The organism is Shinella lacus, assembly GCF_010994755.1.
GTDB classification, from domain to species: Bacteria; Pseudomonadota; Alphaproteobacteria; order Rhizobiales; family Rhizobiaceae; genus Shinella; species Shinella lacus.
Map to the genome: position 1 here is coordinate 16,406 of NZ_WHSB02000007.1, position 26,885 is coordinate 43,290.

Genomic DNA, 26,885 nt, shown 5'->3' on the forward strand with positions numbered 1-26,885 from the left:
CGAGGGGGAAAGTGTCCTGCCGGACATCCGAGAAGGCCAGCCTAGAGGGGCCGCTTGCCGAGGGCAAGACACGGCCAGCCGCTCGCCTACCGGCCGACGCTCAGGTCGTGTACGATATCGGCCTTCTGGCCGAGGCGGGTCTTGTAGACCTGATAATTCTCCATGACCCGCTGCACATAGCCGCGTGTCTCGGAGAAGGGGATGCGCTCGATCCAGTCGACGACCTCGTCGATCGGCTTTCCGCGTGGGTCGCCATAACGTGCGATCCACTGCGGCACGCGGCGCGGGCCGGCATTGTAGGCGATGAAGGTGAGCACGTAGGAGCCGCCGAAATCGCTGATCTGCTCGCCGAGATAGTGGGCGCCGAGCGTCGCGTTATAGGCGGCGTCCGTCGTCAGCCGCTCCTTGGAATAGGCGAGCCCGTAGCGTTTCGCCACACCCTGCGCGGTGCCCGGCATCAGTTGCAGCAGGCCCTGCGCATTGGCGGGCGACACAGCGGCCGGGTTGAAGGCACTTTCCTGGCGCGCGATTGCATAGGCAAGCGCCTTGCCGGAGCCCGAAATATTGGCGCCGTCCGGAATGACGCCGATCGGGAAGGCCAAAGCCGCGACATCGATGCCGCGCCCGAAGGCGATCTTGCCGATCTGCAGGGAAAGCTGGTGATTGCTGCCCTTTTCCGCCTGTGCAGCGAGAAGTGCGAGTTCGCCCGGGCTCATCAATTCACCGGCTAGCGCTCGATAAAGGCTTTCGCCGCGCCAGCCATGGCCGGCCGCCTGCAAGCGGGCGATCGCCTGCACGGCTTCGCGTTGCTGGAAACGCGCGCGCTCTTCCGTGGTCGGCGTCGGATAGGCGACGTTCAGCGCCGTGCGGCCGAGCCTTGCGCCGGCAAGCTGGCCATAGAAGGTGCCGGGAAAATTCGCCGCCTTGGCAAAATAGTCCTTCGCCTCGGCCGGATTGCCCTTTTCCGCGGCACGCCCCAGCCAGTACCAGGCACGCGATACGGAAAGCGGGCGATCGGAGGCTTGCAGGATGCGCTGGAAATGGCTTGCGGCAGTCTTCGCATCGCCGAGATCGCGCAGCGCATACCAGCCGGCGTGGAATTCTGCCTCGACGATGTCTGTCGGATCGTCCGCGCCGTGGCGCGCGGCGACGCGGTAGGCATCCTTGTAGTCGCCGAGATCGGCAAGGCCGCGGCTGACGATACGCTGCTCGTTCCACCAGGCGCCGGGATTGATCAGGCGCGCCGGGTCCTCCGGCATGGCGGCGAAGAGTTTTGCCGCCGCGCGATATTCTTCCTGGTTGCGCAGGTGACGGATGCGCAGGAACGTATAGGCCGGGTCCTTCTGCCAGCCGGCATCGACGGCCTTGATCAGCGTGCCTGCCGTCTTGTTCTTGCGGATGACGGCGGCCCAGGCGCGATAGAGCGACTGCGCCTTGCCGAGATCGCCGAAACGCTGAGCCTGGTCGGCGCGGTCGCGATAGAGCAGCATTTCCATGCGCATCTTGTGGTCGGTGGCGGTCAGCAGTGTGCCGAATTCTTCGAGCGCCTTGCTTTCCAGCTCCTTGGAAAGCGGCTCCTTCTGCCAGAAGGAGCGCAGGATGTCCGCGGCGCGCGCCGCATCCCCCGTCGCGACGAGCGCGCGGCAGAGCACGAGGGCGCCTTCCGGCGTTTCCGGCCGCGTCGTGCCGAAGGCGGCGAGCACATCGGCGCTCGCCGGGTTTTCGCGGGCAAGCGCGCGTTCGGAATTGGCGCGCAAAGCCTTCAGCCCCGGCCAGCCTTTCAACTCGCGCTGGGCGGCGGCGATTTCCCAGGAGGGCACGCCGCGCTGGCCGGAGACGGCGATCGCCCAGGTCAGGATATGCCGGTCGAGACTGTCGGAGGCGAGGCGGTTGCGTGCGACGATGGCGGCGGCCGCATCGCGGTTGGAAAGCGCGTCGAGCCCTTCGCGCAGTTCCGCGCTCACCGCCTGCACGCTGTCGGCGCGCGGAATGGCGTTGGTGATGATGTCCTTCGACGGCATGTCGGCGGCAAAGCCGAGCGGCTTTATCGAAGAGGTCGTGGTGTTGTCCGCCTCGACGGGCGAGGGGCGCAGGGCAAGGCCTGTTACTCCGGCAAGAAGCAAGGCACAAAGGGCAAAACTGTTTCTCGAGATCATGTCACATCCCGGATGCCTGACAGGCGGCACATCAGAAGCGTCTCTTCCCGCCTGATCTTTGACAATCATTAACCCTTTATTGCCTTAACGAAGCCTTACCGGCCGCGCTCACTAAGCCGTGAAGGCGGCTGACATGCAGGCGACGGATCACGCGGCACGAATATTCTTCGTTGCGCATCCTTTCGCCTTGATCATGCATGAAAAACGCCCCTCGCGCCGCTTGCCGCATGACTGTCACATGATTATTGTGCGGCAGTTTTTAACCACGGAATACGGCCAAAGCATGTAAGCCTCCGGGCGGCTCTGGTCTCAGGAGTTCTCGATGTTCAAGGGATCCATTCCCGCTCTCGTCACCCCGTTCACCGATGCCGGCGCCGTCGACGAAGACGCCTTTGCCGCGCATGTCGAATGGCAGATCAGCGAAGGCAGCCACGGCCTCGTGCCGGTCGGCACCACCGGCGAATCGCCGACGCTGTCGCATGACGAGCACAAACGGGTGGTGGAACTCTGCATCAAGGTGGCTGCCGGCCGCGTGCCGGTCATCGCCGGTGCCGGCTCGAACAACACCAAGGAAGCGATCGACCTTGCCCAGCACGCCGAAAAGGCGGGCGCGGATGCCGTCCTCGTTGTCACGCCCTACTACAACAAGCCGACGCAGAAGGGCCTTTTCGCCCATTATGCGGCCATTGCCCAAAGCGTGAAGCTGCCGATCGTCATCTACAACATTCCCGGCCGCTCGGTGGTCGACATGTCGCCGGAGACGATGGGTGCACTGCATAAGGCGCATCCGTCGATCGTCGGCGTCAAGGATGCGACGGGCAAGATCGAGCGCGTTTCCGAACAGCGCATCACCTGCGGCAAGGGTTTCGTCCAGCTTTCCGGCGAAGACGCCACCGCGCTCGGCTTCAACGCCCATGGCGGCGTCGGCTGTATCTCGGTAACGGCCAATGTTGCGCCGCGGCTCTGTGCCGAATTCCAGGAGGCGACGCTCGCCGGCGATTATGCCGCGGCGCTCGAATACCAGGACAAGCTGATGCCGCTGCACAAGGCGATCTTCATCGAGCCGGGTCTTTGCGGCGCGAAATATGCGCTGAACCGCACCCGCGGCCTGAGTCGCCTCGTGCGCTCGCCGCTCATCCCGACCCTGGAGCCGGCGACGGAGGCCGCGATCGACGCAGCGCTTCGCCATGCCGGCCTTTTGAATTGATATGATAACAAAACCCCGTCCAGTAACGCCCAAAACGACACCCAGGAAGCCATCGACGATCAAGAAGATCGTGGCGGAGAACCGCAAGGCCCGCTTCAACTACGAGATCATCGATACCTACGAGGCCGGCATCGTGCTGACCGGCACGGAGGTCAAATCGCTGCGCGAAGGCAAGGCGAACATCGCGGAATCCTACGCGTCGGACGAGGGCGGCGAGATCTGGCTGATCAATTCCTACCTGCCGGAATATCTCCAGGCGAACCGCTTCAACCACGAGACGCGCCGGCGCCGTAAGCTCCTGCTTTCGAAGCGCGAGATCAATCGCCTGCGCATCGCGATCAACCGGGAAGGCATGACGCTTGTGCCGCTGAAGGTCTACTTCAACGATGTCGGCCGGGCGAAACTCGAACTCGCGCTCGCCAAGGGCAAGAAGCTGCACGACAAGCGCGAGACGGAGAAGGAACGCGACTGGAATCGCCAGAAGGGCCGCCTGCTCCGCGATCGCGGCTGAAGCGCCCTTCGTTTTCCCTTAAATACACTTTGCCGGAATTGCTTAGAACTGGCTGTAGAGCTGCGCGATGACGGACTGGCGCGCCGTGCGGGCGAGCTGTTCGTTGTTGACCTCCGGCGGCACGTCCGGGGAGGCGGCGGGGTTGGCGCTTGGCGCGCGCGGCGTCAGGAACGATGACATCAGGCTGTTGAGGTCGGTGCTTTCGATCGCGAGGCGCGCGGTCGGGTTGCGGCCGTTGCTGACGCGCTCGTCGGTCGTCGCCTGGGCGGGCGGCACGGCATAGGCGGGCAGGGTGGAAATGCCCGGCAGGCCGCTCGGCGCATAGAGGAAGCTGAGATCGCCGATGTCTTCGGCCGTCTCCGAGGGCGTCGAAACCTGGGTGACCGGCTGCGGCGCGGCGAGCGCGGCAAGGGCTGTGACGGCCGGACGGGTCTCGAGCGCGCTCGAGACTGCCCGATAGCTGTTTGCCGAAAGCGATACTGCGTCCACCATTGCCCCGATGTTCCAATGCGAAATGACTGTCCGGTATTGGGAATATCAGGGGAGTCTTGAGGAAGCTTAATGGCCGGTGGGCCTATTTGATTCAATGTTTAACGAAGCCTTGAAACGCCTGGTTTTCAGAGGTTCCCACGGTTCCAAAAAGAAAACCCTGGTCGCGTGCGGCCGGGGTTTTCTGTTCCGTTCCTGAGCGTCAGCCTATTCGACGACGTTTTCGGCGGGCTCCACGTTGCGCTGCGGGCGCTCGGAGGGGTCGCGGCCGATCTCGGCTCTCAGCGATCCGAGGTCGATGAAATAGTCGGCCTGGCGGCGCAGGTCGTCGGCAATCATCGGCGGCTGGGTCTGCATGGTGGAGACGACGGAGACCTTGCGGCCCCGGCGCTGCAACGCCTCGACGAGCGTGGTGAAATCGCCGTCGCCGGAGAAGATGACGAGGTGGTCCACCGTCTCGGACTGCTCCATCGCATCGATGGCGAGCTCGATGTCCATATTGCCCTTGATCTTGCGGCGGCCGAGCGAGTCGGTGAATTCCTTGGCGGGCTTGGTGACGACCTTGTAGCCGTTATAGTCGAGCCAGTCGATCAGCGGGCGGATGGAGGAGTATTCCTGGTCTTCGATCAGCGCCGTGTAGTAATAGGCGCGCAGCAGGTAGCCGCGTTTCTGGAAGGCCTTCAGAAGTTTTCTGTAATCGATGTCGAAGCCGAGAGTTCTGGATGCCGCATAGAGATTTGCACCGTCGATGAAGAGGGCGATTTTCTCGCGGGGGTCGAACATATCTGGCAATCCTTTAAGTAGATGTTGAGGTAAACGGTTGAGCTCTGGCCGAGTATCGCCTTGCCGGGATGCACTACCCGGTTGAATTAACTCTTTTTCATATAATCTTCATTTAGGGCAGTGCGGCGTGCTTTCCAAGCAAATCTAGGTTGCGGCTGTCATTTTTCCGTCCGGTATCGTTTCAGTAAAATCGAGACTTGGCGAATTGGAAAATAGTTCCCGCGCCTTACCCTATTTGTCGGATATTTGGGCTTTTCACCTACCGTTAGGGGAGGCATCAATCACAAGTTACATGGGATGCCTTACGACACGCCAAAACGGGGCGGGATAAGGAAAAACTTGAATTTTCCGTCCATTGGCTGTATCGGGCATGCAAACCCCTGAAATTCTCGATCACAAAGGACAGGCAATGGCCCGTGTCACCGTTGAAGATTGCATTGACAAGGTAGACAACCGCTTCGAGCTGGTTCTCCTTGCAAGCCATCGCGCCCGCCTCATTTCGCAGGGCGCCGCCATCACCATCGACCGCGATAACGACAAGAACCCCGTCGTGGCGCTGCGCGAAATCGCCGACGAGCGCCTTTCGCCGGACGACCTCAAGGAAGACCTGATCCACTCGCTGCAGAAGCATGTCGAAGTGGACGAGCCCGAGCCCGATCCGGCAAGCCTTGCCGCCGACACCGAAACCACGACGGCCAGCGCCGACGAGGACGAGGACCAGCCGGAAACCATCGCCTTCGACCGCATGTCGGAAGAAGAGCTGCTGGCCGGCATCGAAGGCCTCGTGCCGCCGGAAAAGAGCGACGACTACTGATTTCGGTCACTTTACCGAAGCCGTTGATATTGCGAATGTCGGTGCGCCCCTCTTAAGGTCGGGGCGCACTTTTTTTTGCCCGGCGCTGGACCGGGAAGGAGCCGACCGAGAATGATGCGTCAATATGAACTCGTCGAACGGGTTCAGAAGTACAAGCCGGAAGCCAACGAGGCGCTGCTGAACAAGGCCTATGTTTATGCGATGCAGAAACATGGCCAGCAGAAGCGCGCGAGCGGCGATCCCTACATTTCGCATCCCCTCGAAGTCGCCGCCATCCTGACCGACATGCGCCTCGACGAATCGACGATCGCGGTCGCGCTGCTGCACGACACGATCGAGGATACGAGCGCGACCCGCGCGGAAATCGACGAACTGTTCGGCGAGGATATCGGCGCGCTGGTCGAAGGCCTCACCAAGATCAAGAAGCTCGACCTCGTCTCCAAGAAGGCCAAGCAGGCGGAAAACCTGCGCAAGCTGCTGCTGGCGATTTCCGACGATGTGCGCGTGCTCTTGGTGAAACTCGCGGACCGGCTGCACAACATGCGCACGCTGGACCACATGACGCCGGAAAAGCGCGCCCGCATTTCCGAAGAGACGATGGACATCTATGCGCCGCTCGCAGGCCGCATGGGCATGCAGGACATGCGCGAGGAGCTAGAAAACCTCTCCTTCCGCCACATCAACCCGGAAGCCTTCGAGACCGTCACGCGCAAGCTGGAGGAGCTTTCCCAGCGCAACGAGGGCCTGATCCGCAAGATCGAGGACGAACTGCGCGAGCTGCTCGTCACCAACGGCCTTTCGGATGCGCTGGTCAAGGGCCGGCAGAAGACGCCCTATTCGGTGTTCCGCAAGATGCAGTCGAAGTCGCTGTCCTTCGAGCAGCTTTCCGACGTCTACGCCTTCCGCATCCTCGTCGACGACATTCCCGGCTGTTACGCCGCCCTCGGCATCGTGCACACGCGCTGGCGGGTCGTGCCGGGCCGGTTCAAGGACTATATCTCGACGCCCAAGCAGAACGACTACCAGTCGATCCACACGACCATCGTCGGCCCGTCGCGCCAGCGCATCGAGCTGCAGATCCGCACCAAGCGCATGCACGAGATCGCCGAATACGGCATCGCTGCCCATTCGCTCTACAAGGACAAGGACAGCACGAACGGCGAGGAGCGCACGCGCTCGCCGCGCTCAAACGCCTACGCCATGCTGCGCCGGACGATCGAATCGCTGGCCGAAGGCGACAATCCGGAAGAATTCCTCGAACATACCAAGCTCGAACTCTTCCAGGACCAGGTCTTCACCTTCACCCCGAAGGGCCAGCTCATCACGCTGCCGCGTGGCGCCACACCCATCGACTTCGCCTACGCGGTGCACACCAATATTGGCGACACCTGCGTCGGCGCCAAGATCAACGGCCGCATCATGCCGCTCGTCACCCGCCTCAACAACGGTGACGAGGTGGAAATCATCCGCTCCGGCATCCAGGTGCCGCCGCCGGCCTGGGAAGAGATCGTCGTCACCGGCAAGGCGCGCGCCGCCATCCGTCGCGCCACCCGCGCCGCCGTGCGCAAGCAATATTCCGGCCTCGGCTACCGTATTCTGGAGCGCACCTTCGACCGCGCCGGCAAATCCTTCTCGCGAGACGGGCTGAAGCCGGTGCTGCACCGGCTCGGCCACAAGGACGTCGAGGACGCCATTGCCGCCGTCGGGCGCGGCGAACTGTCATCGCTCGACGTGCTGCGCGCGGTCTTCCCGGATTACCAGGACGAGCGCGTGACGGTGAAGCCGAGCTCCGGCGACGGCTGGTTCAACATGCGCAGCGCTGCCGGCATGGTCTTCAAGCTGCCCGGCAAGACCAAGGCGGCGCTGGCGGAGGCCGCGACCGAGACCGGCCCAGAAGCGCTGCCGATCCGCGGCCTTTCCGGCAATGCCGAGGTGCATTTCTCCGCCGGCGGCGCCGTGCCGGGCGATCGCATCGTCGGCATCATGGAGAAGGACAAGGGAATCACCATCTACCCGATCCAGTCGCCGGCGCTGCAGAAGTTCGACGACGAGCCGGAGCGCTGGATCGACGTGCGCTGGGACCTCGACGAGGCCAACAACACCCGCTTCATGGCGCGCATCATGATCAACGCGCTGAACGAGCCGGGCACGCTCGCCGAAGTCACCCAGACGATCGCCACCAGCGACGTCAACATCCGCTCCATGTCGATGACGCGGGTGGCGGCCGACTTCACCGAGGTCCATATCGACCTGGAGGTCTGGGATCTCCGCCAGCTCAACCAGCTGATGGGCCAGCTCAAGGAACTTCAGTGCGTATCGACGATCAGCCGGGTCTTCACATGACGGTTTCTATGCAAATTTGTGGCAACCTGCCTCGATTGAGGCAGGTTTGCCCAAGTTTTGACCAGCCGTTATGCGCCGTTCGCATGGCTGCAATGGAATAGTGTCGCTGGTAACTTTGGCGCGATAAACTATCTTCTGTGTCGGGAGGTCAACCGATACGAGGTTTACCATGCTGAAGCAGTTCAAGAACTTTACCCGCGCCCTGCGCATCCCTTCGAGCGAAGAGCGCGAAACCGCCTATCTCAACGGCGCAATCGACCGGATCGACCTGGAATACCGCCAGCGTCAGATCGACCGCGGCCTCTTCCGCAAAAACTACTAATATCTGACCGGATCATGTGGCGCAGCCTGCTTGCGCCACCGTGACCCCGCGCCTCGGCATCATGAGGGTGTCATCCAGGCGCCATTGAAATGCCACTAACGGATCGGCTATGTCTGGACAATGTTGTTCAGACGCCGAAAGAAGGCCACCTGGCCCGACCGATTGCGCGAATTCTTCTGGCCGCGCAAGGGCTTGACGCGTCCCGCGCGCTATCTCGCCAAGCGAATCCTGCGTCTGTCCGCGTCGCCGCACGCGGTTGCAGCGGGGGTTGCGGCCGGTACTTTCTCCGCGTTCACGCCGCTTCTCGGCTTTCACGTCTTTCTGGCGCTGGCGCTGGCCTATCTTTTTGCCGGCAACCTGCTGGCGGCGGCCCTCGCCACGACCATCGCCAACCCGCTCACCATTCCCCTGATCGCGCTTGCGACCTTTCGGCTCGGCGAGGTGCTGCTCGGCATCCAGTCCGCCGAAGCGGTCACGGCAGCCGAGCTTTTCCATCGGCTGGAGCATCTCCATCTTTCCGAGCTGTGGCAGCCGGTATTGAAGCCGATGCTGGCCGGTGCGGGCATTCTCGGCATCACGGCGGCAGTGCTTGCCTATGGCGCGACGCGTTTTGCCGTGCGCTCCTTCAAGGCGCGGCGCCACGCGCGGCTCCTGGAGCGGGCCGGCCTGGTATCCGCCCATCCCGTCCTTTCCCGCGGAGAAAAATCCCTATGATCATCGGCATCGGCAGCGACCTCATCGACATCCGCCGGGTGGAGAAGTCGCTGGAGCGGTTCGGCGAGCGCTTCACCCAGCGCTGCTTCACCGAGATCGAGCGGACGAAATCCGACCGCCGCAAGAACCGCGCGGCCTCCTATGCCAAGCGTTTCGCGGCCAAGGAGGCCTGTTCGAAGGCGCTTGGCACCGGCCTTGCGCAGGGCGTGTTCTGGAAGGACATGGGCGTGGTCAACCTGCCGGGCGGCAAGCCGACGATGAAGCTCACCGGCGGCGCGCTCGAACGGCTGAATGCGATGATGCCCGAGGGCCACGAGCCGCGCATCCATATCACCATCACCGACGACTTTCCGCTGGCACAAGCTTTCGTGATCATCGAGGCGCTGCCGGCCGGAACGCCCGGATAGGGTGTGGTTTGTTGACGAACCTTGCCCACCCACTGACGTCATCCTCGGGCTTGACCCGAGGATCCACGCGGCGCCCGCGGCAGTGGATGGTCGGGTCAAGCCCGACCATGACGGAGGAGGGGTTGGCGGGCTTTGCCAGCAGTTCGCGCCCGGATAACCGGCGCCCCGCGTCTTTTTGACCGACACGATTTCCAACACGCAACCTTTCCTCTATAGAGGGCCCCATGTTTGCAGATAAGGACAGATCCGGCGTGGCAGAGAAGACTGAGAAGGCCCAGAGCGGCCTGTGGGAAAACGTCAAGGTCATCATTCAGGCGCTGCTGCTTGCCGTGGTGATCCGCACGGTGCTTTTCCAGCCCTTCACCATCCCGTCGGGCTCGATGATGCCGACGCTGCTCGTCGGCGACTATCTCTTCGTCAACAAGTTCTCCTACGGCTATTCGAAATATTCGCTGCCGTTCTCGCCGAACCTGTTCTCCGGCCGCATCTTCGCGAGTGAGCCGGCGCGCGGCGACATCGTCGTCTTCCGCTTCCCGCCGAACCCGGACATCGACTATATCAAGCGCCTCGTCGGCCTGCCGGGCGACCGCGTCCAGGTGCGCGACAGCGAGCTCTACATCAACGGCGTGGCGGTGAAGCGCGAGCAGGACGGCTTCTTCCGCGCCGACGACCAGTACGATACCGGCGAGGACGTGCCGGTGTTCCGCGAGACGCTCGATACCGGCACGACCTACGACACGCTGGATACGCGTCCCGGCACCGTCGGCGACAACACGCGCGAGTTCATCGTGCCGGAAGGCCATTATTTCATGATGGGCGACAACCGCGACAACTCGGCCGACAGCCGCTTTGACGTCGGCTTCGTTCCGGCGGAAAACCTGATCGGCCGCGCAAGCCTGATCTTCTTCTCGCTCGGCAACGATACGTCCTTCAGCGAAATCTGGAAGTGGCCGACGAACCTGCGCTGGGACCGCCTCTTCAAGGTTGTTGAATGAAGGGCGCCATCCCGCTGAACGACGCGAACCGCAAGGTTCTCGAAGACCTGATCGGCTACGCTTTCACCGACAAGGACCGCCTCGACCGCGCGATCACCCATGCCAGCGCCCAGTCGGGCAAGGGCAGCAATTACGAGCGGCTGGAGTTCCTGGGCGACCGCGTGCTCGGGCTGTGCATTGCCGAAATGCTGTTTCGCACCTTTCGCGACGCGAAGGAGGGTGAGCTTTCCGTGCGCCTGAACCAGTTGGTCAGCGCCGAAAGCTGTGCCGCGGTCTCCGACGATCTCGAACTGCATCGCTTCATCCGCACCGGGGCGGATGTGAAAAAACTCACCGGAAAAGCCATGCTGAATGTGCGCGCCGATGTGGTAGAGTCGCTGATCGCCGCGATCTATCTCGATGGCGGGCTGGAAGCGGCGCGAGGGTTCATCCTGCGCAACTGGCAGGGCAGGGCGGAACGCGCCGAAGGCGCGCGGCGCGACGCCAAGACCGAATTGCAGGAATGGGCGCATGCCAGGTTCGGCGTGACGCCGCACTACCGGGTGGACGAGCGCTCCGGCCCGGATCATGATCCCCGCTTCACCGTGACGGTGGAGGTCAAGGGCGTGAAGCCGGAAACCGGCATCGACCGCTCGAAACGGGCCGCCGAACAGGCGGCCGCGACAAAGATTTTGGAACGCGAAGGCGTCTGGCCGAAGAGCCAAACCGCGGATTGACGGAAAATATGACCGAAGAACAAACAAACCCCGCCGAAGACAGCACGAACGGCGTGGGTCCGACCCATTCGGGCTTCGTCGCGCTGATCGGCGCCACGAACGCCGGCAAGTCGACGCTGGTCAACCGCCTCGTCGGCGCCAAGGTGTCGATCGTCAGCCACAAGGTGCAGACGACGCGCGCCATCGTGCGCGGCATCGCCATCCACAACAATGCGCAGATCGTCTTCATGGACACGCCCGGCATCTTCAAGCCGCGCCGCCGGCTCGACCGCGCCATGGTGACGACCGCCTGGGGCGGCGCCAAGGATGCCGATTTCATCATGTTCCTGATCGACAGCGAACGGGGCCTGAAGGGCGATGCGGAGAAGATCCTGGAGGGCCTGAAAGAGGTTCACCAGCCGAAGATCCTCGTGCTGAACAAGGTTGACCGGGTGAACCCGGAGGACCTCCTGAAGCTCACCGCCGCGGTGAACGAGGTCGTGTCCTTCGAGCGCACCTTCATGGTCTCGGCGCTGACCGGCTCGGGCTGCGACGACGTCATGGACTACCTGGCCGCCGCCCTGCCGGAAGGCCCGTGGTACTATCCGGAAGACCAGATCTCCGACCTGCCGATGCGCCAGCTCGCAGCCGAGATCACCCGCGAAAAACTCTTCCTGCGCCTGCACCAGGAGCTTCCCTATTCCTCGCATGTCGAGACGGAGAACTGGGAAGAGCGCAAGGACGGCTCGGTGCGCATCGAGCAGGTGATCTATGTCGAGCGCGACAGCCAGAAGAAGATCGCGCTCGGCAAGAACGGCGACGCGATCAAGGCGATCTCGATGGCATCCCGCAAGGAACTGTCGGAGATCCTCGAACAGCCCGTGCACCTCTTCCTCTTCGTGAAGGTGCGTGAGAACTGGGGCGACGACCCAGCCCGCTTCCGCGAGATGGGCCTCGATTTCCCGACGTCGTGACGGTTACGGCCGCGCCTTGATGGCGGGGCCGATCTCCAGAATGCGGTTCGTCCAGATATAGCCGGGGAAGTGTTCGGGCAGGTCTTCCACCTGCTCGGCCGTGTCGATGCCGGCCGAGCCGCCGCCGCCGGAATAGGGGCCGACAAGGATGACGTCGCTGCCGGCATCCCGCATGCGGGTCATGAAGCGGTTCGGCCAGCCCCAGAGCAGCCAGGCATAGTTGCTCGGCACCGGCACCAGCGTGTTGCGGCAGGCCTCCGGCACATAGCCGATCCAGCCGGTGGCGAGGTAGTGCAGCAGGCAATCCTTGGCCGACGTGCGGGTGTAACCCTTGAGGCCGGGCAGGGCGGCAAGGGCCGCATCCGTCGGCTCGCCCCCGCCATAGACGCCGAAGACTTTTCCGCGCCAGGCCGGGTTGGCGTTCAGCAATGCCGCCAGCGCCTCGCCTTCCTCCGCCCGCCGGCTCTTGAAATTGATCAGCAGCGGGCCTGCCGGATTGGCGGCAAAGATATCCTCCAGCATCGGCATCTGACCGACGCCCTTGCCGCGGAACGGATAGGTCTTGCCGCCATCCGCAGTATAGCCGTAGCCGATGTCGAGTTTCTTCAGCACCGCGCTGTCGGTCTCCTCGGTCACGCCCTGGCCGTTCGTGCGGCAATCGAGCGTCCAGTCGTGGAAGACCGCGAACTTCTTGTCGGGCGTCAGGTGCACGTCGATCTCGACGACCGCGGCACCCGCCGCAAAGGCGGCCTGCATGCCGGCAACCGTATTTTCCAGATAATCGTGTGTCGGCGGGTCGATCAGCGCCGCCGTGCAGGTGTCGTTGTCGAGCTCTTCACGGCCAAAGGTCTGGTGGACGCCGCGATGGGCCAGAAGATTCGCCTCGCCGTCCGGCGCGCTGGCGATCAGCGAACTGTTGAAGGACCAGACGAGAAGCGCGAGGCCCAGCAGAAAGATCGGCGTGTTTTTCATGAAGTTCCTCCGGCGGCCCCGTCACAGGGATAGGGGCTCGCTGGAGGCACTGCAAGTCGCGGAAAATGGTCAGGCGCTGGCGCGCCGCTCCGGGGTCTGTGCGGCCTCGCGGGCCTTTTCGACGAGCCGCTGCATCGCCCAGATGCCGATCTCTTCCAGCGTGAGGGGACGGCTGATGAGATAGCCCTGGTAGAGGTCGCAGCCGGCGGCGGCGAGCAGCGCCATCTTCTCGGTCGTGTCGACGCCTTCTGCGATCACCGACATGTCCTGCGCGTGGCAGAGGGCGACGAGGGCGCGCAGCGTGGGCAGTGCGGCGGAACGCGTCAGGCTTTCGACCAGTTCGCGGTCGAGCTTGATGGTCTCGGCCGGGTATTCGATGATCTGCTGCACCGAGGTATAGCCGGCACCGAAATCATCGATCGAAATGCGGAAGCCGCGGGCGCGGAGAATCTCGATGTTGCGGCGGGACTGATCACCCAGCTTCACCGCGAAGGTTTCGGTGAGCTCGATCTCGATCATGCGCGCATCGACGCCGTGGCGGTCGGCGCATTCGCAGAAATGGTCGCTGATCGACTTGGTATAGAGTTCGGCCGACGAGATGTTGATGCAGAGGATCGTCTCGGGGCCGAAAAGCTTGCGGATATGGCTGTGCTCCGACATCGCCCGGTCGATGACCCACCAGTCGATCTTGCTGAACAGGCCGGTCGTCTCGGCGATGGGGATGAATTCGTCCGGTGTGACGCGGCCGAGCACCGGCGAGGTCCAGCGCAGGAGCGCCTCGCAGCCCGTCACCTTGCCGTGGCCGTCGACGATCGGCATGTAGACGAGGTGGAATTCCCGGTCCGGTTCGAGGACGCGCAGTTCCTCCTCGATACGGCGCTGGCGGTTGCGTTTTTCGTGCAGGGAGCGGGAATAGCGGGCCGAGCCGTTCTTGCCCTGGGATTTCGCCTGGTACATCGCCGCGTCGGCATGCGCCACCAGTTCCGGCAGCGTGCGGGCATCTTCCGGATAGACCGCGATGCCGATGCTGGCGGTGACCGGATAGGCCTTGTCCAGCACTTCGAAACCTTCGCCGAACAGCGCCAGGATGGCGTTGGAGATTTCCGTGATCGTGCCGCTGCCCGGCTGGCAGCGCAGCATGATGGCGAATTCATCGCCGGAAAGCCGGGCGAACAGGCCGTTCGGCAGGCCGCGTTCGCCAACGACGCGCTCCACGATATCGGAGATGCGGTCGGCCAGCGTCTTCAGAAGCTCATCGCCGATCTTGTGGCCGTGTTTGTCGTTGACGAACTTGAAATTGTCCACGTCGATGAAGAGCAGGGTGCAGCCGATATCCTCGGCCTCCGCCTCTTCGAGGATCTGCGTCGAGCGGATGTTGAAATATTCGCGGTTGGAAATGCCGGTCAGCGTGTCGGTCCAGGAGGCGTTGCGCACGAGATCGAAGGACTTCATCGAATGGTCGTGCAGCCGCTTGACGTTTGCCGAGAGGCGTCCGATCTCGCCGGGTTCGTTCATCTCGGGCAGCGCGCTGCGGTTGCCGGTCATCACGTCGGTGAGCTGGCGGTCGAGGCTGGCGATCGGATTGGTGATGTAGCGGCGCACCAGGCCGAGCACGAGGATGATCGTGCAGAGGCTGAGTGCGATGGCGCCGAGCGCCAGAAGCGATTTCAGCGTCCAGAGCCGGTTTTCAAGATAGGATGGGTCCGGCGTCAGGCGCGCGAAGAGCGAGGGGCTGAGCGTTGCGGTCGCCGAAAGCGAGCCCTGCGCCAGAAGCTGGTGCTGCCCGATGTCGATCGTTGCGCCATATTCCTTTTCCAGCGCCCGCTTCATGTCGAGGAAGAGCTTCGGCCGGACCGCTGTCTGCACCAGGATCGCGCTGCTTTTGGCGCTGGCGACCGGGCGGTTGAAGGTCAGCGGGTCGATGAATTCCGAATGCACGATCAGCGGTTCCAGGCCGGCCGTGTTGAGATAGGACCAGGAGGAGAGCCGCGGGCTGTCGATGACCTGCTGCGCATGCGCGATCTGCTGCGGCGTGATCTCGGCGAACGGGTCGTCGCTATCCTCGAAATAATAATCCACCGTCAGCGGCGGACGTATGATCGCGACCGAGATGAAGCGTTTGCGGTCGTCGGTGAGCGAGGTGATGCTCTGCTGCAGCCGCACGCCGAGCGCGGTGTTGCGATAGGCAGCATCCGGCTCGTTGACGAAGAGGCGTACGGCGCCGCCTTCGACCAGCGAATAGATGAAGCTTCGGTTCTGCGTCACCTCGTTCTGGAAGACGGCGGTGAGCAGGCCCATCTGCTGCCACAGGCGCGCGCGCTCGAGCGCGAGGATCGACGAACCCTGCACGTAATAGATCAGTGCGCCGGCGAGCACGTAACCTGCCAGCACGACCGGGAAGATGAGGGAGAGGGCGCGTTTTCCGAGCGTCACTGATTCTGGGCCAGACTGCTGATGATGCGGCGGCGGGCCTGGACCGATTGAACGGTCAGTTCCTCCTGAAGCTGGCTCTTCGCCAGGATTTCCGGTGCCGCATAGATTTCGGGATTGGATCGCATGTCTTCCGGCAGCAGGGCGAGTGCGGCCGTGCTTGCGGTCGGCATGTTAAGCTTGACGGCGTTGCGCGCGCCGTTCTTGGCGTTGCTGATATAATCGACCAGCTTCAGCGCGAGGTCCTTGTTGTTCGAGCGGGCGCTGACGGAGATGCAGTCGAGCCAGGAGAGCGTGCCTTCCTTCGGCACGACGTAGCGCCAGAGGCCGGGCGAGGAGACCTTGTCGTTCAGCGTGTACTGGTCGCCGCTATAGCCGAGCGCCATGTGGATGTTCGGACCCTTGTCCGCGCTCTGGATCGAGGTGATGACATAGTCGTAGGTCAGCACGAAGGGGGCCTGTGCCTTCATCAGCTCGTAGGCTGCCTTCAGCGTCTCGTTGTCGTTGGCGTTCACCGATTTGCCGAGCAGCACCAGCGGGCCGACGAAGGCCTCGTTGTGGTCGTCATACATGGCGATATGGCCGCGCAGGCTTTCGGCCGGCCGCATGATGTCCGCCCAGGAGGTCGGCGGCGTGGTGATCTTGTCGGAGCGGTAGAGAATGCCCATCGTGCCCCAGAGATAGGGCACGCCGTAGCCGCCGCAGCGCTTCGACCAGTCTTGTGCGTAATCCTTCAGCGCCGGCACGTTTTCCGCGTCGAGCGCCATGATGACGCCGCGGTTTCCATAAAGCTTGGCACCGTTCTCGTTGGTCACGACCACATCGACATTGCTGTTGGGGTCGGCGAGGATTTCGTCGCGCGCGTCGCCGCTATCGTAGAAGGTCTGGCGCACCTCGATGCCCGTCTCGGCGGCCCAGTCGGCGAGGATCTGCTCGTCGATATAGGATTCCCAGATGAGCAGGTTGAGTGACGCCGCATGCGCGGGCCCTGCCGCGGCCAGGGCCGCCAGTGAAACTGCTGCAAGAACTGTTGCGCGCATGCCGATGGCCCCGTTGCAGTTGCGTGCGGGCAGGATAGTCGGCAAGACTTTATGAAGGGTTACAACCAGTAAGCCTATGTTGGCGGCCGTTCAACCCTGGCACAGTTCTGCCACGCGCGGCCTTCCGTGATATATATTGTGGACGTGGCCGCCGGTCCGGGGCCTTTCGGTGGCCTGCCGGGGGCCGGCGCACTATGGTCGCCGCCCGCGCCACCCAGAGGAGTTCCCCATGGCCCCGACACCGCTCAAGATCGCGAACCTGATCGCCGCCGAGATCAAGGCGACCTCCGCGCAGGTTTCCGCCGCCGTGGGACTGCTCGACGAGGGTGCCACCGTGCCCTTCATCGCGCGCTACCGCAAGGAAGTGACCGGCGGCCTCGACGACACGCAGCTGCGCACGCTCGCCGAGCGGCTGACCTATCTGCGCGAACTGGAAGCCCGCCGCGCCTCCATCCTCGAATCCATCTCGGGGCAGGGCAAGCTGACGGACGAGCTGACCGCCAAGATCGCCGCCGTCACCACCAAGGCCGAACTCGAAGACATCTACCTGCCCTACAAGCCGAAGCGCCGCACCAAGGCGGAAATCGCCCGCGAACGCGGCCTCGGCCCGCTCGCCGAACAGATTCTCGCCGACCGCGCGCTGGTGCCGGCGGAACTGGCGGCAAAATTCCTCTCCGCCGAGGTGCCGGACGTCAAAACGGCGCTGGAAGGCGCGCGTGACATCGTCGCCGAGCAACTGACCGAAAATGCCGACCTGCTGAAGCGCCTGCGCGAATATATGAAGAGCAACGCCTTCCTGCGTGCCCGCGTCGTCGAGGGCAAGCAGGAGGCCGGCGCAAAATTCTCCGACTATTTCGACCATACCGAGCGCTGGGCGACGGTGCCGGGCCATCGCGCGCTCGCCATGCTGCGCGGCTGGAACGAGGAATTCCTGTCGGTCGACATCGTGGTCGACCAGGACAACACCGAGCCGGTCAAACCCGTCGAGCGCATCATCGCCTCCTTCTATGCCATCGGCACGAAGCCCGGCGACAAGTGGCTCGCCGAAGTCATCGGCTGGACCTGGCGGGTGAAGCTCTCCATGTCGCTGTCGCTCGACCTGATGCGCGAGATGCGCGAGCGCTCGGAAGAAGAGGCGATCCGGGTTTTTGCCCGCAATCTCAAGGACCTGCTGCTTGCCGCCCCCGCCGGCACCCGCGCCACGATGGGCCTCGACCCGGGCATCCGCACCGGCGTCAAGGTCGCGGTGGTGGACAACACCGGCAAGGTGGTTGAGACGACGACCGTCTATCCGTTCCCGCCGAAGAACGACGTGCGCGGCACGCAGGCCGAAATCGCCTCGCTCATCCGCAAGCACAAGGTCGAGCTGATCTCGATCGGCAACGGCACCGGCAGCCGCGAGACCGAAAAACTCGTCGCCGACCTCCTGGCGCAACTGCCCGCGCCCAAACCCACCAAAGTCATCGTTTCAGAAGCCGGCGCCTCGGTCTATTCCGCCTCGGAAACGGCGGCCGCCGAGTTCCCCAATCTCGACGTCTCGCTGCGCGGTGCCGTCTCCATCGCGCGGCGTTTGCAGGACCCGCTCGCCGAACTCGTGAAGATCGAGCCCAAGTCGATCGGCGTCGGCCAGTACCAGCACGATGTCGACCAGGGCAAGCTGTCGCGCTCGCTGGATGCGGTGGTGGAAGACGCAGTGAATGCCGTCGGCGTCGATCTCAACACGGCGTCGGCCCCGCTGCTCGCCCGCGTTTCCGGCCTCGGTAAATCGTCGGCGGAGGCGATCGTCGCGCATCGTGACGCCAACGGCCCGTTCGGAAGCCGCAAGGAACTGATGAAGGTCCCCCGCCTCGGCGCCCGCACGTTCGAGCAGGCTGCCGGGTTCCTCCGCATCCCGAACGGCAAGGAGCCGCTCGACGCCTCGTCCGTGCACCCGGAAGCCTACGGCGTCGCGAAAAAGATCGTCGCGGCCTGTGGCCGCGACGTGCGCACGCTGATGGGCGACAGCGCCGCCCTCAAGCAGCTCGACCCGAAACTCTTCGTCGACGAGCGCTTCGGCCTGCCGACCGTGAAGGACATTCTGGCCGAACTGGAAAAGCCCGGCCGCGACCCGCGCCCGGAATTCAAGACCGCAACCTTTGCCGATGGCATCGACGACATCAAGGACCTGAAGCCCGGCATGCTGCTCGAAGGCACGGTGACCAATGTCGCCGCCTTCGGCGCCTTCGTTGATATCGGCGTGCATCAGGACGGCCTCGTGCACGTCTCGCAACTGGCGGATCGTTTCGTCAAGGATCCGCACGAGGTGGTGAAGGCGGGCGACGTGGTGAAGGTGCGCGTCACCGAGGTGGATGTGCCGCGCAAGCGCATCGGCCTGACCATGCGCAAGGAGAGCGGCGAGCCGGCACCGCGCGACAACGCGTCCCGCAACGATAAAAATGCGCAGATGAAGCCGAAATTCGCGCAGGCAGCGCCGAAGCAGCAGGCGCCGTCGCAGGGGGCCTTCGGCGCAGCGCTCGCCGAGGCGATGAAGCGGAAATAAGCCCAAATTTTCCTAATGGCTGCCGGCAGAAATCGTCGTTTGTTTTGACCTGCCCGCTTTCGCATAGTCGCGGCATGGGCGGGCTCAAACGGGCCGGGCGGGCATAGCCACGCTCCCGGCGCCGACAGACAGGACAGAAACATGACGATCACCCTTTCACGCCGGCAGGCGATTGCCGGCGCTCTCTTTGCCGTTCCCGCGGTGTCCCTGCTGGCGGGTGCCGCTGGTGCGGCGACGGGCGACAGCCTGGAAAAGCGGCTTGCCGCACTGGAGGCACGCCATGGCGGCCGCATCGGCGTTGCCATACTTAATCTCGCGACGGGCGCGCGGCTCGGCCATCGCACGGACGAGCGTTTCCTGATGTGCAGCACCTTCAAGGCGCTGCTGGCGGGACATATCCTCGCCCGCGTCGACCGGGAGGAGGAGACGCTCGACCGGCGCATCACCGTCAAGAAGGCGGACCTTGTCGACTATGCGCCGGTGGTGGAAAAGCGCGTCGGCGGCAGCATTTCCGTTGCGGAGCTTTGCGAGGCGACCATCACGCTCAGCGACAATGCGGCTGCAAACATCTTGCTGGCCGGTTCCGGCGGGCCGAAGGCGGTGACGCAGTTCCTGCGCGGGTTCGGCGACGACATCACCCGCCTCGACCGCACGGAGCCGACGCTGAACTATCGCGAAAGGCCGGACGACGAGCGCGACACGACGACCCCGGTCGCCATGGTCGAGACGCTGCGCAAGCTGATCTTCGGCGACGTCCTCTCGCCGCGCTCGAAGGCGCAGCTCGCCGCTTGGCTCGTCATGAACAAGACGGGCGACACGCGGTTGCGCGCGGGCTTCCCGGCCGACTGGACGACGGGCGACAAGACCGGCACGAACGGCGACAAGGCCGGCAATGCCAACGACGTGGCCGTCGCCTGGTCGCCGGACCGCGGCGCCATCATCGTCACCGCCTTCTGCGAAATCCCCGGCATTTCCGGCGACGAACGCAACGCCCTCATCGCCGAGATCGGCCGCATCGCCGTCGACGTCTGACCGCAGGGCGCCGTCCATGCGGCGGCGCCTCAGCCCTCCAGTTCGCCCTTCAAGGCCGACAGCACGTTCATCGCGTGGCCGGCATATTGGCTGATCCAGCGGTCGTGGATCGCCTGGATCGGCAGGGCATTGAGGTGGTTCCAGCGCTCGCGGCCCTCGCGGCGCGGCAGCACGAGATCCGCCTCTTCCAGCACCTTCAGGTGCTGCATCACCGTGCAGCGGTCCATCTCCGGAAACTTTTCGCACAGCGCGCCCGTCGTCAGCGGCGCGTGTTTGATCGCATCCAGCATCTGCCGGCGTTTGCCGTTGGCGAGCGCCTTGAAAACGGCATCCTCTTTCGATTCGCTTGACATGTTATGTTTTTATAACATATTTTGGCGAAGGACAAGCAGAGGAGGGCGCTTTCGCCCCGAAGGAGGACGGCATGACGCTGGAATTTCGCGTGAACGGGCGGATCGGAAAGCCGGTCGCCGACGTCTTCGACGCCGTGGTCAATCCGCAAAAGCTGAGCGGCTATTTCACCACCATCGGCGGCGCGAGCGCGCCGCTCGTCGAAGGCACGACGGTCACCTGGTGGGGCATGGCCCCGGTCATCGTCGACAAGGTCGAGGAGAACGCACTCATCGTGTTTCGCTGGGATGCGATGGTCGAGGAGGGGGAGGACCCCTACAAGACGCGCGTCGAGATGCGCTTCAAGGCGCTGGACGACGGCGGCACCATGGTGACCATCGCCGAGACGGGTTGGCGCGAGAACGAGCGCGGCCAGAAATCATCCTACATGAATTGCGAGGGCTGGTCGCAGATGCTCGCCTGCATGAAGGCCTATGTCGAATACGGTATCAACTTGCGCGAGGGCTATTACCCGAGCGAGCTCAAGGGCGTCGTCGCTTCCGAGCAGCAGGATTACACCTGAGGAGAAGACCATGACTGCGAACATCAAGGGCGGCATCAACATCGCCATGAAGGTGCCGTCGCACCAGTACGAGGCGACGATCGCCTTCTACCGCGACGTCGTCGGCCTCGAACCGTTCGACGAAAAGGCGCCCGCTACGGGCTTCCATCTCGGCCCGAACCGGCTGTGGATCGACGAAGCGCCGACCTTCAGCCAGGCGGAAGTCTGGCTCGAACTCTTCACCCCGGACCACAAGGTGGCGCTCGGCCATCTGGAGAAGAACGGCGCCGTGCGCTGCGACGCCATCGAGAATCTGGGCGACGGCTTTCGCGGCGGCTGGGTCATGAACCCGGCCAATGTCGTGCACATGGTGCGCGAGCCGGACGCCTGGTAATCCTTATATCGCGGCCGGCGGCGTCAAACCGTCGGCGGCCGCCATCGGCATGGGCTCGTCCACCGGCGCGTGATGCTGGAGCACCACGACGCGGCTTCCGGTCGGCACGCGGCCATAGAGGTCGATGATATCCTGGTTGAACAGCCGGATGCAGCCGCTCGACACCGCCTTGCCGATCGACCACGGCTCGGACGTGCCGTGGATGCGGAAGAGCGTGTCTTTACCGTCCTTGTGCAGGTAGAGCGCGCGCGGACCGAGCGGATTGGTCAGCCCCGGCTCCATGCCGCCCGCCCATTTCAGGTTCCGCTCCGGCTCGCGCGCGATCATGTTCTGCGTCGGCGTCCAGCGCGGCCATTCCGCCTTGCGGCCGATGCGCGCGCCGCCCTCGAATTCCAGGCCCGCCTTGCCGACGCCGATGCCATAGCGCAGCGCCATGCCGCCATCCTGCACGAGGTAAAGGAAGCGATCCTGCGTATCGATGACGATCGTGCCGGCCGGCTCCGCCGTCTGGTAGGCGACGAGCTGGCGGAAATATTTCGGGTTCACCCGGCTGATATCCATGCCCGGCAGCGGGAAACGTTCCTCCGGCTGCGGCCCGTACATCGCCACATGCAGCGGGTCCGGCCCCTTTTTCACCGGCTTGGCGGTGGTGGCGCAGCCGGCGAGCGCGGCGGCAACGGCCAGGAGGGCGAGGGCGCGGAGGGGGGACACACACATGAGTTGGGCACCTGTCTTTTTGATTCCGAAGCTGGCCTGTCGGCCTTGCCGCGGTTCTTTGAAGCCAAAGCCGGCATCGGCAGGGCAAGAAGAAAGCGAAACTGTGGCAAGGGCTTAGGTGTGGCGCCGAGGCCACGCGTCGTTCCGCCGCAGCAGGTTTCGTGCCGTCGCGAGGGCGTGCCGGGGCATGCGCGCCCGCTTGCCCCCAACCGGCCGAGGGCGTAAGGCTTGGCGCATGCAATGGAGTGATGAGGCCATCGTTCTGGGCGTTCGGCGCCATGGCGAGACGTCGGTGATCGTCGAGGTGATGACGCGCGAGCGCGGGCGCCATCTCGGCATGGTGCGCGGCGGGCGGTCGCGGACCATGCAGCCCGTGCTCCAGCCGGGCAATTCCGTCGAGGTGACATGGCGGGCGCGGCTCGACGAACATCTCGGCGAGTTCCGCATCGAGCCGCTGGAACTGCGCGCCGGGCGGCTGATGGAGACGGCGACCGCCGTCTATGGCGTGCAGGCCATGGCGGCGCTGCTGCGCTTCCTGCCGGAGCGCGATCCGCATCCCCACCTCTACGAAGCGCTCTCCGTCATTCTCGATCACCTGCACGAACCGGCGGATGCCGGCGAGCTTTTCGTGCGCTTCGAACTGGCCGTGTTGAACGACCTCGGCTTCGGCCTCGACCTGCTGGAATGCGCCGCGACCGGCACGCGCGACGACCTCTGCTACGTCTCGCCGAAATCCGGCCGCGCCGTCTCGCGCAATGCCGGTGCGCCCTGGGCGGCCAAGATGCTGGCGCTGCCCGCCTTTCTCGGCGACGAGAGCCGGCATGCGGCGGATGTGACGGCGCTTGCCGACGGCTTCCGCCTGACGGCCTACTTCCTCAACCGGCATGTCTGCGAACCGCGCGGGCTGGAGCTTGCCGATGCCCGCGAGGGCTTCGTGCAGGCGGCGCTGAAGGCGCTGACGCCGAAACACGAGCAACCGAAAGAGGCCAGTGCATGACGGTCGAAATCTATCCGGGGCTGACGGTCGGCAGCGTCGGCACGCTGCCCTTCGACGTGGTGAAGCGCGACGGCGGCCTGAAGGTGTTGCGGGCCATGCTCGCCGGCGACCTGCCGGCGCCGCCCATGGCGAAGACGCTTGCCTTCAGCATGACCGAAGTGGAGGAGGGCCGCGTCGTCTTTTCCGGCATGCCGTCGGCCGATCACCTCAACCCGCTCGGCACCGTGCATGGCGGCTGGACGGCGACGGTGATGGATTCCGCACTCGGCTGCGCCGTCTTTTCGGTCATCAAGCCGGGCGAGGCCTATACGACGATCGAGTTCAAGTTGAACCTCGTGCGCCCGGTGCTGCCCGGCATGGGCGAAGTGTTCTGCGAGGGAAAAATCATCCACCGCGGCCGCACCATCGCCACCTCCGAAGCGTGGCTGCGCGACGGCAAGGGCAAGCTGCTCGCCCATGGCACGGAAACCTGCGCCATCTTCCCGATCGAGAATTTGACGCGCTGACGGCGAAGAGATCAACGCGCTGAAACGTAACCCCGTTTGGCGTTTGGAAAAAACCGGGTAGTGTCGCCACCCTGAAGTGTGCCGTGCTGGAGTTGCAATGCTGGAAATCCTATCTCTGGTCGCCATCGGCCTGGCGCTCTATACCCTCAACGCCTCCCGCAACTCCGCCCGGAAGATCGGCGACGAGGTGATGCGGCTGAAGCGCGAGGTCGAGGCGCTGAAGGCCGGCGGGGTGGTGTTGCCGGCAGCGGAAGGGACGGGCGAGGCGGCCTCCGTGGATGTGGCGGAGGCCGCGCGCGAGGCGGCGGCGGATGAGCCGGCCGAAACCCCGTTTGCAGGCCCTTGGGCCGGACCCAAGCCGGTTACGACGGACGACGTCGAAAAGGGCCGTGCGATCTTCGGCGGCGTGCCCGCCGAGGCGGCGGCTGCCAGCGACACGGCGGAGGAAGCCGTTGCCGCGCAGTCCGTCGCCGCCCCGGTCAAGCCGAAGGAGAGCTTCGAAAGCCGCATTGGTGCGCGCTGGGCCGTCTGGGTGGGCGGCATCGCGCTGGCGCTTGGCGGCATCTTCATGGTCAAATATTCGATCGAGGCGGGGCTGCTTAGCCCGGCGGTGCGCCTGTCGCTTGCCGCGGTCTTCGGCCTCGTGCTGGTGGCAATCGGCGAGTTCGTGCGCCGCCGCACCCAGCCGCTCATCGCCAATGCCTTCCAGAACGCCATGATCCCCGGCGTGCTGACGGCCGCCGGCGCCATCACGCTCTTCGCCGTCACCTATGTCTCCTACGAATTCTACGGCTATGTCGGCCCGGTCGCGGCCTTCGTGCTGCTCGCTGCCGTCTCTTTCGCGACGATCGGCCTGTCGCTGCTGCACGGCCAGGCGCTGGCCGGCCTCGGCCTGCTCGCCTCCATGCTGACGCCCGCACTGGTCTCGACCGACGAGCCGAGTGCCTGGAGCCTCTTCGGCTTCCTCTCCGTCGCCTGGCTCGCCACCTTCGCCGCCTCGCGTATTCGCAGCTGGCAGGTCGTGCCGGCGCTCGCCAACGGCGGCATGGCGCTCTGGGCCTTGCTCTACCTGGCCGGGGCCGAAACTGTCGATGTGGTGCCGGTGCTCGCAGCCCTGCTGGTGCTCGTTCTCGGCCATGGCCTGATCTGGCCGGGCGCTATCGCGTTCGACGACACGTCGGCGCCAGCCGGTGCCACGCCCGCCGATCCGTTCGACAAGCTGCTCGCCCCGCCCGCCGTCGCGGTGTCGCTGACCGGTGCGCTCGCCGTGGTGTTCCCGGCGCTGGTGCTCGCAAGCCGGGTGCCGACGATCACCCATGCGGATTACGGCTTCGTCATCCTGGTGATGGCGCTTGCGGTGCTCGGTGCCCTGCGCGGCTGGGCGATCTATCCCGCCATCTTTTCCGCAATCGGCGCCGTCGTCGGCGTCACGACGATGGTGGCGCTGCCGGGCGGCGCGCTGATCGATACGTTCGGCGGGTTGGCGCCCCCGACGCTGGAAGGCACCACGCCTATCCCGGTCCTTGGCACAGCGCCCGTCAACCTGCTGCTGGTTCTCGCCGTGGCCTATGCCGCCGTCGGCCTTGCGGCGGTGCGCCTGCGCATCGCGGGCTCGCTCCACTTCGCAGCGCTCTGGAGCCTGCTGGCGCCCGCAGTGCCCTTTGCCATCCTGGCCGTCAGCTTCCTCCATTTCGGCAATCTCTCGTTCGATGCGAAACACGGCCTTCTCGCCGTGCTGCTCGGCCTCGTCTTCTTCGCCGCGGCGGAAACCTTCTCCCGCAAGCGGACGGAGGAGGGCGGTCTGTTCATTCCGCAATGGACGCTTGCCAGCGGCGGCTTCGCCTTCCTCGTGCTGGCGCTGCACGCCCTGACGGACGGCCTCGTCACGACACTCGGCGTGGCGGCTCTCGGCACCGCGGCCGTCTTCGCGACCCGCGTTCGCGCCTGGCCGGTGCTGCCCTGGCTGATGGCGGGTGCCGCTGCGGTCGTCGTCGGCCGCATCGCCTGGGAACCGACCATCGTCGGCGCTGCAAACCTGTCGAAGACGCCGGTCTTCAACCAGCTTCTCGCCGGCTATGGTATTCCGGCAGCACTTCTCGCACTCTCCGCCTTCGAACTGCGCCGCTGGCCGGGCGAGCGTATTCGCAACCTGCTCCAGGCACTGGCCAGTCTCTTCCTGCTGTTGACCGCCGCGATCCTCGTGCGCCACGCTATGAATGGCGGCGTGCTCGACAGTTCCGTGCCGACGCTCGGCGAGCAGGCGACCTACACGCTCTTGGTCATCGGCGCCTCGGCGATCATGATGTCGCTCGATCTCAAGTCACCGAGCCCCGTCTTCCGCTATGGTTCCATGGCAGTCGGCGTGCTCTCGGTGCTCTCCATCGCCAGCGCCCATTTCATCGGCCTCAACCCCTATTTCACCGGCGAACTGCTCGGCAAATGGCCGTTCGTCGACCTGCTGTTCGTGGGCTACCTGCTGCCCGGCATCGCCTATGGCGGCCTGGCCTGGTATGCGCGCGGCCGGCGGCCGATGCCCTATGTCATCATGCTGGCGCTGGCCGGCGTGGCGCTCGCCTTCGCCTGGGTCACGCTCTCGGTGCGCCGCTACTGGCATGGCGAGGGCATCGCGGACTGGAAGGGGTTCCTCCAGCCGGAGACCTACACCTATTCCGTCGTCTGGCTGCTGCTCGGCGTGGCGCTCCTCGTCGTCGGCTCGAAATTCGATTCGAAGAGCATTCGCCTGGCCTCGGCCGGCCTCGTGCTGATCGCCGTGGTCAAGGTGTTCCTGATCGACATGGCGAACCTCGAAGGCATCCTGCGCGCGCTCTCCTTCATAGGGCTCGGCGCGGTGCTGATCGGCATCGGGCTGTTCTACCAGAAAATCCTCTCCGGAAAGTCCGGGACCAGCGAAAAGGCGGAATTGAACGTCGAGGCGTGACAGGCTAGGTCTCGGGCA

Annotated in this window: 26 protein-coding genes; 18 read left to right on the forward strand and 8 right to left on the reverse strand. The window is 64.5% G+C overall.

What is annotated here, in order from left to right; translation table 11 throughout:
* Positions 1-86: 86 nt before the first annotated feature.
* Positions 87-2,156: a lytic transglycosylase domain-containing protein gene (locus tag GB927_RS18910; RefSeq protein ID WP_256118764.1), complete on the reverse strand. Its 2,070-nt coding sequence runs from the start codon at positions 2,154-2,156 to the stop codon at positions 87-89.
* Positions 2,157-2,289: 133 nt separating this feature from the next.
* On the opposite strand from GB927_RS18910, the gene GB927_RS18915 reads away from it, so the two are divergent.
* The 3 genes from GB927_RS18915 to smpB are packed head-to-tail and all read left to right on the forward strand — an operon-like array spanning position 2,290 to position 3,874.
* Positions 2,290-2,445 carry a hypothetical protein gene (locus GB927_RS18915; protein ID WP_256118765.1) on the forward strand — a complete coding sequence of 52 codons (156 nt, stop codon included), beginning with the start codon at positions 2,290-2,292 and terminating at the stop codon, positions 2,443-2,445.
* Between the two features lie 33 nt (positions 2,446-2,478).
* Positions 2,479-3,363 (forward strand): 4-hydroxy-tetrahydrodipicolinate synthase, encoded by an 885-nt coding sequence (gene dapA, locus GB927_RS18920; RefSeq protein WP_256118766.1) that lies wholly within the window; start codon positions 2,479-2,481, stop codon positions 3,361-3,363.
* A gap of 1 nt (position 3,364) precedes the next feature.
* Entirely contained in the window at positions 3,365-3,874 is a 510-nt protein-coding gene (smpB, locus tag GB927_RS18925) for an SsrA-binding protein SmpB (RefSeq protein ID WP_256118767.1), read from the forward strand.
* A gap of 42 nt (positions 3,875-3,916) precedes the next feature.
* On the opposite strand, the gene GB927_RS18930 is transcribed toward smpB, so the two are convergent.
* Both GB927_RS18930 and GB927_RS18935 read right to left on the reverse strand, forming a co-directional pair.
* Complete coding sequence (locus GB927_RS18930; RefSeq protein ID WP_256118768.1) at positions 3,917-4,366, reverse strand: hypothetical protein; 450 nt, start codon at positions 4,364-4,366, stop codon at positions 3,917-3,919.
* 204 nt (positions 4,367-4,570) lie between these two features.
* Complete coding sequence (locus GB927_RS18935; RefSeq protein WP_256118769.1) at positions 4,571-5,146, reverse strand: LabA-like NYN domain-containing protein; 576 nt, start codon at positions 5,144-5,146, stop codon at positions 4,571-4,573.
* 409 nt (positions 5,147-5,555) lie between these two features.
* Between GB927_RS18935 and rpoZ the strand changes: the two genes are divergently transcribed.
* From rpoZ to era, 8 genes are all read left to right on the forward strand, one after another.
* Positions 5,556-5,960: a DNA-directed RNA polymerase subunit omega gene (rpoZ, locus tag GB927_RS18940; RefSeq protein WP_256118770.1), complete on the forward strand. Its 405-nt coding sequence runs from the start codon at positions 5,556-5,558 to the stop codon at positions 5,958-5,960.
* Positions 5,961-6,071: 111 nt separating this feature from the next.
* Entirely contained in the window at positions 6,072-8,303 is a 2,232-nt protein-coding gene (locus GB927_RS18945) for a RelA/SpoT family protein (RefSeq protein WP_256118771.1), read from the forward strand.
* A 169-nt stretch (positions 8,304-8,472) separates the two neighbouring features.
* Complete coding sequence (locus GB927_RS18950; protein ID WP_256118772.1) at positions 8,473-8,625, forward strand: DUF3563 family protein; 153 nt, start codon at positions 8,473-8,475, stop codon at positions 8,623-8,625.
* 120 nt (positions 8,626-8,745) lie between these two features.
* Positions 8,746-9,339, forward strand: coding sequence for a DUF2062 domain-containing protein (locus tag GB927_RS18955; protein WP_256118773.1), 594 nt, complete (start codon positions 8,746-8,748; stop codon positions 9,337-9,339).
* The gene (gene acpS / locus GB927_RS18960; RefSeq protein WP_256118774.1) at positions 9,336-9,746 is read left to right on the forward strand and encodes a holo-ACP synthase; all 411 of its coding nucleotides are present in this window, start codon (positions 9,336-9,338) and stop codon (positions 9,744-9,746) included. The genes GB927_RS18955 and acpS overlap by 4 nt, the downstream gene beginning before the upstream one ends.
* A gap of 251 nt (positions 9,747-9,997) precedes the next feature.
* Entirely contained in the window at positions 9,998-10,741 is a 744-nt protein-coding gene (gene lepB / locus GB927_RS18965; protein WP_256118775.1) for a signal peptidase I, read from the forward strand.
* Positions 10,738-11,457: a ribonuclease III gene (gene rnc / locus GB927_RS18970; protein ID WP_256118776.1), complete on the forward strand. Its 720-nt coding sequence runs from the start codon at positions 10,738-10,740 to the stop codon at positions 11,455-11,457. Before lepB ends, rnc begins: the two co-directional genes overlap by 4 nt.
* An 8-nt stretch (positions 11,458-11,465) precedes the next feature.
* On the forward strand, positions 11,466-12,410 hold the full coding sequence (era, locus tag GB927_RS18975) for a GTPase Era (protein WP_256118777.1): 945 nt from the start codon (positions 11,466-11,468) through the stop codon (positions 12,408-12,410).
* A gap of 3 nt (positions 12,411-12,413) precedes the next feature.
* Here the strand turns inward: era and GB927_RS18980 are convergent, their stop codons facing one another.
* From GB927_RS18980 to GB927_RS18990, 3 genes are all read right to left on the reverse strand, one after another.
* Positions 12,414-13,382, reverse strand: a complete 969-nt coding sequence (locus GB927_RS18980) for a glycerophosphodiester phosphodiesterase family protein (RefSeq protein ID WP_256118778.1) — start codon at positions 13,380-13,382, stop codon at positions 12,414-12,416.
* A 69-nt stretch (positions 13,383-13,451) separates the two neighbouring features.
* Positions 13,452-15,815 carry a putative bifunctional diguanylate cyclase/phosphodiesterase gene (locus GB927_RS18985; protein WP_256118779.1) on the reverse strand — a complete coding sequence of 788 codons (2,364 nt, stop codon included), beginning with the start codon at positions 15,813-15,815 and terminating at the stop codon, positions 13,452-13,454.
* Entirely contained in the window at positions 15,812-16,852 is a 1,041-nt protein-coding gene (locus GB927_RS18990) for a polyamine ABC transporter substrate-binding protein (RefSeq protein ID WP_256118780.1), read from the reverse strand. The genes GB927_RS18985 and GB927_RS18990 overlap by 4 nt, the downstream gene beginning before the upstream one ends.
* A 229-nt stretch (positions 16,853-17,081) precedes the next feature.
* On the opposite strand from GB927_RS18990, the gene GB927_RS18995 reads away from it, so the two are divergent.
* Together GB927_RS18995 and bla are read left to right on the forward strand one after the other, a co-directional pair.
* A complete protein-coding gene (locus tag GB927_RS18995; RefSeq protein WP_256118781.1) occupies positions 17,082-19,391 on the forward strand; it encodes a Tex family protein in 2,310 nt (769 codons plus the stop codon).
* A 141-nt stretch (positions 19,392-19,532) separates the two neighbouring features.
* Complete coding sequence (gene bla, locus GB927_RS19000) at positions 19,533-20,423, forward strand: BKC/GPC family carbapenem-hydrolyzing class A beta-lactamase (RefSeq protein ID WP_256118782.1); 891 nt, start codon at positions 19,533-19,535, stop codon at positions 20,421-20,423.
* A 29-nt stretch (positions 20,424-20,452) separates the two neighbouring features.
* Here bla and GB927_RS19005 read toward each other — a convergent pair whose 3' ends face one another.
* Positions 20,453-20,776 carry an ArsR/SmtB family transcription factor gene (locus GB927_RS19005; protein WP_256118783.1) on the reverse strand — a complete coding sequence of 108 codons (324 nt, stop codon included), beginning with the start codon at positions 20,774-20,776 and terminating at the stop codon, positions 20,453-20,455.
* A gap of 71 nt (positions 20,777-20,847) precedes the next feature.
* Between GB927_RS19005 and GB927_RS19010 the strand changes: the two genes are divergently transcribed.
* Both GB927_RS19010 and GB927_RS19015 read left to right on the forward strand, forming a co-directional pair.
* The gene (locus tag GB927_RS19010; protein WP_256118784.1) at positions 20,848-21,336 is read left to right on the forward strand and encodes an SRPBCC domain-containing protein; all 489 of its coding nucleotides are present in this window, start codon (positions 20,848-20,850) and stop codon (positions 21,334-21,336) included.
* Between the two features lie 10 nt (positions 21,337-21,346).
* The gene (locus GB927_RS19015) at positions 21,347-21,709 is read left to right on the forward strand and encodes a hypothetical protein (RefSeq protein WP_256118785.1); all 363 of its coding nucleotides are present in this window, start codon (positions 21,347-21,349) and stop codon (positions 21,707-21,709) included.
* Positions 21,710-21,712: 3 nt separating this feature from the next.
* On the opposite strand, the gene GB927_RS19020 is transcribed toward GB927_RS19015, so the two are convergent.
* Positions 21,713-22,426 (reverse strand): L,D-transpeptidase, encoded by a 714-nt coding sequence (locus tag GB927_RS19020; RefSeq protein ID WP_256118786.1) that lies wholly within the window; start codon positions 22,424-22,426, stop codon positions 21,713-21,715.
* Between the two features lie 235 nt (positions 22,427-22,661).
* Here GB927_RS19020 and recO point away from each other — a divergent pair, with 235 nt between their 5' ends.
* The 3 genes from recO to GB927_RS19035 all read left to right on the forward strand — a co-directional run bounded on the left by recO (position 22,662) and on the right by GB927_RS19035 (position 26,867).
* Positions 22,662-23,423, forward strand: a complete 762-nt coding sequence (gene recO / locus GB927_RS19025) for a DNA repair protein RecO (protein ID WP_256118787.1) — start codon at positions 22,662-22,664, stop codon at positions 23,421-23,423.
* Positions 23,420-23,929 (forward strand): PaaI family thioesterase, encoded by a 510-nt coding sequence (locus tag GB927_RS19030; RefSeq protein ID WP_256118788.1) that lies wholly within the window; start codon positions 23,420-23,422, stop codon positions 23,927-23,929. The genes recO and GB927_RS19030 overlap by 4 nt, the downstream gene beginning before the upstream one ends.
* A gap of 97 nt (positions 23,930-24,026) precedes the next feature.
* Positions 24,027-26,867: a DUF2339 domain-containing protein gene (locus GB927_RS19035; protein WP_256118789.1), complete on the forward strand. Its 2,841-nt coding sequence runs from the start codon at positions 24,027-24,029 to the stop codon at positions 26,865-26,867.
* Positions 26,868-26,885 lie beyond the last annotated feature (18 nt).

Bases quoted from the DNA above. Each gene is read 5' to 3' on its own strand.
- smpB (WP_256118767.1), top strand. From the start codon at position 3,365: ATGATAACAAAACCCCGTCCAGTAACGCCCAAAACGACACCCAGGAAG.
- bla (WP_256118782.1), top strand. From the start codon at position 19,533: ATGACGATCACCCTTTCACGCCGGCAGGCGATTGCCGGCGCTCTCTTT.
- acpS (WP_256118774.1), top strand. From the start codon at position 9,336: ATGATCATCGGCATCGGCAGCGACCTCATCGACATCCGCCGGGTGGAG.
- era (WP_256118777.1), top strand. From the start codon at position 11,466: ATGACCGAAGAACAAACAAACCCCGCCGAAGACAGCACGAACGGCGTG.
- GB927_RS19035 (WP_256118789.1), top strand. From the start codon at position 24,027: ATGCTGGAAATCCTATCTCTGGTCGCCATCGGCCTGGCGCTCTATACC.
- GB927_RS19015 (WP_256118785.1), top strand. From the start codon at position 21,347: ATGACTGCGAACATCAAGGGCGGCATCAACATCGCCATGAAGGTGCCG.
- GB927_RS18930 (WP_256118768.1), bottom strand. From the start codon at position 4,366: ATGGTGGACGCAGTATCGCTTTCGGCAAACAGCTATCGGGCAGTCTCG.
- rnc (WP_256118776.1), top strand. From the start codon at position 10,738: ATGAAGGGCGCCATCCCGCTGAACGACGCGAACCGCAAGGTTCTCGAA.
- GB927_RS18980 (WP_256118778.1), bottom strand. From the start codon at position 13,382: ATGAAAAACACGCCGATCTTTCTGCTGGGCCTCGCGCTTCTCGTCTGG.
- GB927_RS18955 (WP_256118773.1), top strand. From the start codon at position 8,746: ATGTTGTTCAGACGCCGAAAGAAGGCCACCTGGCCCGACCGATTGCGC.
- GB927_RS18915 (WP_256118765.1), top strand. From the start codon at position 2,290: ATGCAGGCGACGGATCACGCGGCACGAATATTCTTCGTTGCGCATCCT.
- GB927_RS19030 (WP_256118788.1), top strand. From the start codon at position 23,420: ATGACGGTCGAAATCTATCCGGGGCTGACGGTCGGCAGCGTCGGCACG.
- GB927_RS18995 (WP_256118781.1), top strand. From the start codon at position 17,082: ATGGCCCCGACACCGCTCAAGATCGCGAACCTGATCGCCGCCGAGATC.
- GB927_RS18950 (WP_256118772.1), top strand. From the start codon at position 8,473: ATGCTGAAGCAGTTCAAGAACTTTACCCGCGCCCTGCGCATCCCTTCG.
- GB927_RS19020 (WP_256118786.1), bottom strand. From the start codon at position 22,426: ATGTGTGTGTCCCCCCTCCGCGCCCTCGCCCTCCTGGCCGTTGCCGCC.
- GB927_RS18910 (WP_256118764.1), bottom strand. From the start codon at position 2,156: ATGATCTCGAGAAACAGTTTTGCCCTTTGTGCCTTGCTTCTTGCCGGA.
- GB927_RS19005 (WP_256118783.1), bottom strand. From the start codon at position 20,776: ATGTCAAGCGAATCGAAAGAGGATGCCGTTTTCAAGGCGCTCGCCAAC.
- GB927_RS18945 (WP_256118771.1), top strand. From the start codon at position 6,072: ATGATGCGTCAATATGAACTCGTCGAACGGGTTCAGAAGTACAAGCCG.
- dapA (WP_256118766.1), top strand. From the start codon at position 2,479: ATGTTCAAGGGATCCATTCCCGCTCTCGTCACCCCGTTCACCGATGCC.
- GB927_RS19010 (WP_256118784.1), top strand. From the start codon at position 20,848: ATGACGCTGGAATTTCGCGTGAACGGGCGGATCGGAAAGCCGGTCGCC.
- GB927_RS18935 (WP_256118769.1), bottom strand. From the start codon at position 5,146: ATGTTCGACCCCCGCGAGAAAATCGCCCTCTTCATCGACGGTGCAAAT.
- recO (WP_256118787.1), top strand. From the start codon at position 22,662: ATGCAATGGAGTGATGAGGCCATCGTTCTGGGCGTTCGGCGCCATGGC.
- GB927_RS18990 (WP_256118780.1), bottom strand. From the start codon at position 16,852: ATGCGCGCAACAGTTCTTGCAGCAGTTTCACTGGCGGCCCTGGCCGCG.
- rpoZ (WP_256118770.1), top strand. From the start codon at position 5,556: ATGGCCCGTGTCACCGTTGAAGATTGCATTGACAAGGTAGACAACCGC.